The 7011-nt window shown below is 37.0% G+C and carries 6 protein-coding genes; all 6 read right to left on the bottom strand.

Going from position 1 to position 7011, the window contains the following annotated elements:
- Positions 1 to 688: 688 nt before the first annotated feature.
- The gene (locus ACVWXS_RS21355) at positions 689 to 2542 is read right to left on the bottom strand and encodes an SLC13 family permease (protein ID WP_456960071.1); all 1854 of its coding nucleotides are present in this window, start codon (positions 2540 to 2542) and stop codon (positions 689 to 691) included.
- A gap of 321 nt (positions 2543 to 2863) precedes the next feature.
- Positions 2864 to 3013: a hypothetical protein gene (locus ACVWXS_RS21350; protein ID WP_456960070.1), complete on the bottom strand. Its 150-nt coding sequence runs from the start codon at positions 3011 to 3013 to the stop codon at positions 2864 to 2866.
- Positions 3014 to 3124: 111 nt separating this feature from the next.
- Complete coding sequence (nadD, locus tag ACVWXS_RS21345; RefSeq protein WP_368638002.1) at positions 3125 to 3739, bottom strand: nicotinate-nucleotide adenylyltransferase; 615 nt, start codon at positions 3737 to 3739, stop codon at positions 3125 to 3127.
- 25 nt (positions 3740 to 3764) lie between these two features.
- Positions 3765 to 5222, bottom strand: a complete 1458-nt coding sequence (locus ACVWXS_RS21340) for a nicotinate phosphoribosyltransferase (RefSeq protein ID WP_456960069.1) — start codon at positions 5220 to 5222, stop codon at positions 3765 to 3767.
- 23 nt (positions 5223 to 5245) lie between these two features.
- Positions 5246 to 5797, bottom strand: coding sequence for a cysteine hydrolase family protein (locus ACVWXS_RS21335; protein WP_374964165.1), 552 nt, complete (start codon positions 5795 to 5797; stop codon positions 5246 to 5248).
- A 133-nt stretch (positions 5798 to 5930) separates the two neighbouring features.
- Positions 5931 to 6731, bottom strand: a complete 801-nt coding sequence (locus ACVWXS_RS21330; protein WP_368638005.1) for an NUDIX domain-containing protein — start codon at positions 6729 to 6731, stop codon at positions 5931 to 5933.
- Between the last annotated feature and the right edge of the window lie 280 nt (positions 6732 to 7011).

Here is a 7011-nt window from a genome sequence, read left to right as displayed (position 1 = left end):
TCAAACTCTCCATAAAAAGAAATTTGATTAGCTCAAATTGTTTTGCTGGCATCATGTTTGATGTCCAAAATTTTGTTTCGTTCACTAACTCAAGGCTAGCTACTAAAAACTTTATTGATTACGTTTTGCTTGTTCAGTTTTCAAGGTTCATTTCGTTGCCGTTATTTCAGCAGCAACTCTTATATAATATCACGTTATCAACTAGATGTCAACAACTAATTTATTTAACTTAATTGTTTTTCAGTAGTTGTCTTAACGACTTGTATAATACTACACCCTTATTTTTAAAAGGTCAACACTTTTTCCAAAAAAACTTTATACTTTTTCACTTCATCGAAAAGCTTCCTATATAATGCTCGCAAAAAAACTATAGTAATCAATTATGCCTCGGCATAATTGCGTCCGGAATCGGCCGGAAGCTTTAACTTCTTTCAGCGGATGTTTGGACACCCGCTGAAAAGCGACTTAAAATCGCATTCATCTCACCACCTATAGAGGTGGGAGACTTCTGTAGCTGACTCTTTGCTTTCGCTACAAACGACATTTGCTGAAAGAAGTTAAACTCTTCATCTCAAGCAAACTCAATTTTAAATTCCTGCCTAAACTAGAATTCTATCATAACCTTAATAAGAAAAATAATAGATATTAAAAAAATTGAACAAAAAAACTCGGTATAGAAACCGAGTTTTTAAAACGGAAAGAAAAATGGAATTGCTAACATCATGACAATAAACATGACAATTTGCAATGGTATTCCGATCTTTACAAAATCCATAAATTTATAACCACCAGCTGTCATCACAAGTGCATTCGTTGGGGAAGCAATCGGTGTGACAAACGCCATACTCGCGGCCACAGCAACAGCAATCATGAATGTCGTCGGACTAACTTCCATTGCAATCGCTGCATTCATAGCGATTGGTGCAAATAATACAGCAGTGGCCGTATTACTAATGAACTGACCAAAGATAACTGTTAAAATATAAACTCCAATTAATACCCCATAAGGTCCATAGTCACCGAGCGCATTGATAATACCATCAGATAAGATAGCCATTCCACCTGTTTTCTCTAATGCTGTCGCCATAGGGAGCATTGCTGCTACAAGTACAATACTTTCAAAATTCATATTGCTGTATGCATCCTCCATGTTACGTAAACATCCTGTCAAGATCATAAGTACAGCACCAATCATAACGGATATAACTGCAGGAAAAACTTCAAAAGCCATTAACAAAATCATTAAAAGCATAATAGCACCAGCAATACCGGCTTTACCAGTGGCTGCTGCAACACTCGCATGCTCCTTCGGCTGACCAACAACAACGACATCCTGCGTCTCCCTTGCTAGTAATAGAATTTCATCCCATGCTCCCTGCACTAAAATGGCATCTCCGAATTTCAATTTATGTGTAATCATATCTTGAAGTTTATAGCCACCTCTGCGATTAATGCCGATAATGTTTAGATTATATTTTTCTCGGAATCCAAGAGAGCTAACGGTTTCATTAATAAAGCTAGAATTTGGTGTTAATAATACCTCTGCAATGCCAAGATGCTTCGATACCAATTCATCAGCCTCTCCTTCAGCTAACTCCTGCATCTGTAGATGATAATCTGTAGTAAAGCGACGAACATCCTCTTCCTCACCTTGGATATATAGTTCGTCCTTGCCATGTATGACACTTGTCGGTCCTGCCATTTCTTGATATGTCATAGGCAATAAGTTGATGCCCTCCTGTGCTTTCCGATGAATTTTCATCATACAGAGCGCATATGTGGCTGGAAGTTTTAACTCTGCCAATGTGGTGTCAATAATCGGGGAATCCTCCGGTACAAATATTTTGAACAAACGATTGTTCAAATCATATTGCTTAATAATTTTCTTTGGAGAAAGTTTATAACCAGCATTAGTTTGTGTACGGTTTTTATCATTTGGTAATAGTATATTTCGTACGAGTACTAAATAGGTAATACCAGTGATCATCCCTACAATACCAATAGGTGTCACTTCGAAAAAGCCTAGTTTATTGTAGCCGCGATCGACCAATAGCTGACTAACAATTAAATTTGTCGGAGAAGCAATAAGTGTCATAAGCCCAGAAAGACTTGCAACGTATGAGAGTGGGAGTAAGAATTTTGACGGGCTTACCTTCATACTAATCGCAATACTAACGACTATTGGCATCATCAAAGCTACAGTACCTGTATTACTCATAAATGCACCGACAGAACCTACAATAATGAGTAGTAATACAAATAATTTCAGCTCACTATTGCCTGACCATTTCAGTAATAATTGACCTGCCATCCCGGCAAGCCCTGTGCGTAAAATCCCTGCACCCACGACAAATAACCCCGCGATCATTAATACTACAGAGTTTGAAAAACCAGCTAGTGCCTCTGCGGGTGTTAAAATATCCGTAATAACAAATGCTAGGAGTGACACAATCGCAACGAGGTCTGCTCGTACTTTATTGGTCACAAACGCAAAAATTGTCGCTCCTAAAATAAGAAATGTTAATGTAAGCTGCACATCCAAGAATTCCTTTCTAACATTAATCATTATGCTTTACTGAAGGTGATATACAAAATCAGGTGTGTTGTTTAACCATTTTTATCCATGAGAATTAATGAGAAGGCTCTGATTTTCGCTACGGGCTACTCGCTTTCCCGAGGGAGTCGAGTAGCCCTACACTACAATCAGTAAAAATGGGAATATGATAGCAAAAAAATCCTTTTATCGCTCAATAATAAACCTATTTTTTCCTAATCAACACGCCTGATGAAAATCAAACCTTTTGTACTTGTAACATCTTGCTTGTTTGCTATATCACTTATTCTTATTATATCTTACCAAGAGCTACATATGAGAAAGTTCACCGTCTTTTCGAAATAAAAGACTTATCACATAACGAGGGGGTGATTTCCGTTCCGACTGGGCGCTTTGTTGCTGACGCTTCGCTTTCGCACAGAGCAAAGCTTCCTGGGGGCGTCCGATGAGCCGCTTCAATCAAACTATATACATGGCATACGTTTTTTGGTAACGAACTAAATAAAAATAAGTGTGGTAATTAACCCACACTCTAAATGGTATCTATTGTCATGAATTGAATCTATATGATTATTTTTGATAAAGGTTATGCTCTTTAATGTAGTCATAACAAGCGCTAGGCAATAGATATTTCGGCTCGCCGCCCATTGCGAATTCTTCTCGAATATAGGTAGAGCTAATTTCCATTGCTAAGCCTTTGTCGATTAAATGAAATCTTCCATCATCATTATTCCTCAAAATAGGGGAACGGCTGATCGTTGATAACATATCAATGCCATGCCTCGCCATTACAATAAATTTATTTTCAGCTACTAACGATTCTCCCTGTTTCCACAACCCTGCCCCAATATCAACTAATAAATCCGCTCCCATAATAAAATGAATTTCATCATTGGGGTGCTGTTCTCTAAAATATTTCATCGTGTCATATGTGTAAATATTCCAACCTTCTTGCTCCATCTCATATGAATCTGCAACAAAACGCTTATCCTTAGCAATAGCCAGCTGTAGCATATTCCACCGATGAGCATCCTTTGTTTTTATCTCTTTATCCTTACGTTTATTGGAGCAAGGTAAAAAAATGACCTTATCTAATTTGCAACGGTGTGCCACTGTGCTTGCCGTCCAAAGATGAACATTTGTAATTGGATCAAAAGACGAACCATAAATACCTATTCTCGCCATTATATAACCCTCCCCTTAACTTCCCTCATACAGACTTTGTGATTTTTTCTTTAATTTCCTTAATGCTTTTCATTTTGTTATCCCAGCACGCTTGACTTAAATCTACAGGGTACTCTTCTGGATTCATCGTCCGTTTGTACTCACTCCATAGTAGATGTAAATTTTCCTCTACATATGCTTGTATTTCCCTAAGCGTTGGTTCCTTGTAAAGGATAGAGCCATCCACTACAATGTCTTCATGTAATTCTTTAGCTGCAAAATTCGTAACAAATTTGCTGATATAAGTATGAACAGGGTGAAACATTTTCAAGCGTTCTTCTTGTTGAGGATTTTCATAGTCTAACGCTATATAATCTCCTTCAGCATGACCATTCCCTTTGTTAATGATTCGATAGACACGTTTACGTCCTGGTGTTGTTACTTTTTCGGGATTTGCAGAAATTTTAATAGTATCTACCATTTCACCGTCTTCATTTTCAATCGATACTAATTTGTATACCCCACCAAGTGCAGCTTGATCGTAAGCAGTAATGAGCTTTGTTCCGATCCCCCAAGCATCAATTTCAGCTCCTTGAGACTTTAAATTCATAATGGTATATTCATCCAAATCATTAGATGCTATAATTTTCGCTTCCGTGAAGCCAGCTTCATCTAGCATTTCCCTTGCCTTTTTTGAGAGATACGCTAAGTCTCCACTGTCCAAACGGATTCCTACAAAATTGATTTTATCTCCAAATTCCTTTGCTACACGAATAGCGGTAGGAACACCCGAACGCAATGTATCATACGTATCTACTAAGAAAACACAATCTTTATGTGTACTTGCATACTTTGTAAATGCCGTATATTCATCACGGTAAGCCTGTATCATCGCATGTGCATGAGTACCTGACACAGGGATGCCAAATAACTTCCCAGCTCTTACATTACTTGTAGCAGAAAATCCACCAATATAAGCAGCACGAGTTCCCCAAATAGCTGCATCAAATTCATGAGCACGACGTGTACCAAATTCCATCGCCGTATCCTTTCCAATCACTTGTTTAATACGTGAAGCCTTCGTTGCAATAAGGGTTTGGTAATTCACGATATTTAGTATAGGTGTTTCAATTAATTGAGCTTCCGCTAATGATGCCTCAATTCGTAAAATGGGCTCATTCGCAAATACCAATTCACCTTCCTTCATAGCAGAAATGGTACCCGTAAATTTGAGGTTTTGAAGATATTTAAGAAATTCCTCTGAATATTTTCCTTCCTCACGTAAATATTGAATATCACTATCCGAAAACCCAAAGCTTTTAATAAACTCCATGATCTTTTGTAAGCCTGCGAATATCGCATAGCCATTACCGAACGGAAGCTTTCGAAAATACAGTTCAAACACCGCTGTGCGATTTTGGATACCATCTCGCCAGTACGTTTCGACCATATTAATTTGATATAAATCCGTGTGTAACATGAAGCTATCGTCTGTATATTTCATTCCCTTTTCCCCCATTCATAAAATCAAATAATAGTGGCTCCGAGTGAATGTTTGAAATGTCCTAGCGCCCATTCATGTCCAGCTTGGTTAAAAGACGCAACAGCATTTTCATGAATAACGATGTTAAATCCTTTGTTATAAGCATCCACAGCTGTATGAAGAACACAAATGTCTGTACATACACCGATTAAATGCAATTCAGTAATTCCTCTTTCACGCAATTTAATCTCTAAATCCGTCCCAGCAAAAGCAGAATATCTTGTTTTATCCAAATAGTAGACATGATTTAAATGTTTATTTTCTTCATATAATTCTTTTAAGGAGCCATATAGTTCTCGCCCCTTTGTATCTCTAATATTATGAGGAGGAAAAAGCTTTGTTTCTGGGTGATAGCAATCATCTTTTTCGTGAACATCAATGGCAAAAACCACAAAATCGTCTTTTGAGATAAATTCCTTTGTTAATTGTGTATTTACTTCTTCCAATAGTTGCCCCGGTTTTCCGCAAGTTAGAGCTCCATCTGATGCTACAAAATCCACTGTATAATCAATATTAATCAATGCACGTTTCGGCATATTCCAACACTCCACTTCATTAATTAGTAATTAAAAAATTACAAATTACTTTTATATCAATTATGCCTCGGCATAATTGCGTTCGCCACCTACTGAAAGAAGTTAAAAATTATCAGGAAAGACAGGTGCTTTCCTAATGATAAATCGACTCTACAATTTCAAAGTTATTGAAAGTATATAATTGTGACGGTCTATATGAATTTCTTTTCGTTTTCTTTGGTTTTCCTTCTTCATCTACTACTTTATCAATAAAAGGCAATTTAGGTGCTTTTGTGAAGAACACAGAATCATTTGAAATGCGCGGATCATCTCCCACTGTCAACAAAACTCTTTGTAATTCAGATAAAGTAAATTCTTCTGGCAAAAAATTTTTAGCAACCGTTGTTTGAATCATATCTTTCTTAATAAAATCTAACGCATCGGTAATAATCTTTCGATGATCAAAAGCTAACTCGAGTTTAAACACTTCATTTAAATCGAACAGTTCTACCTCCGCTGCATCATCGTTTGCTTGACGTTGATCGATATAAACTTCCGGAACAATCGCATAAAAGGCGTTTGAAATCATCCAACCACGAGGATCGCGATCTATTTCATCGTAGACACCAAAGTGTTTAACATGTAACCCCTCTACATTGGTTTCTTCTTTTAACTCTCTTTTAGCAGCGATATATGCAGTTTCCTTTCGAGTCGCATCTACAAATCCTCCTGGAAGCGCCCATTTTCCTCCTTCGATATTAGGGTTCCCCTCATTATCTTTATCCGCTCGTTTAATCAACATGATTTTAAGCGTCATCATCGGCGGTGCTTTTTCTTCTACTTTTTCAGATGTTATTGTAAAAATCGCAATATCTGACGTATAGCCATCAGGTGTTAGATATTTAGAAGAATCATAATTCGCAAGAACTTCTTCTTGTGAACGATATTTTGTCATTGAATGTAACTCCTTTGAAACAATATTTTGCAAAATTAATGATCAAGATGCATATGAAGCATAATGACTCTCTGGGAACGCGCGGGTATTTGCTTCACTTCCGCGGATATTCTCCCGGCGCGCATTTCATCTATCCTTGCATTAATTTAAATCGTTTAAGTAATTTGTAATTCAAGAATTACTATTTATTAGTATGATAACTGTTCCTTCCAATCATTTCAACTCTTTTAATAAAAAAAATTTTGAGAAGTGTAATTGAATTAAAAAAAGCATAAATAAA

It is taken from the genome of Lysinibacillus sp. TE18511 (assembly GCF_054062295.1).
This window is presented reverse-complemented; position numbering and strand designations above follow the sequence as displayed.

Bases quoted from the DNA above. Each gene is read 5' to 3' on its own strand.
- nadD (WP_368638002.1), bottom strand. From the start codon at position 3,739: ATGGCGAGAATAGGTATTTATGGTTCGTCTTTTGATCCAATTACAAAT.
- ACVWXS_RS21330 (WP_368638005.1), bottom strand. From the start codon at position 6,731: ATGACAAAATATCGTTCACAAGAAGAAGTTCTTGCGAATTATGATTCT.
- ACVWXS_RS21335 (WP_374964165.1), bottom strand. From the start codon at position 5,797: ATGCCGAAACGTGCATTGATTAATATTGATTATACAGTGGATTTTGTA.
- ACVWXS_RS21340 (WP_456960069.1), bottom strand. From the start codon at position 5,222: ATGAAATATACAGACGATAGCTTCATGTTACACACGGATTTATATCAA.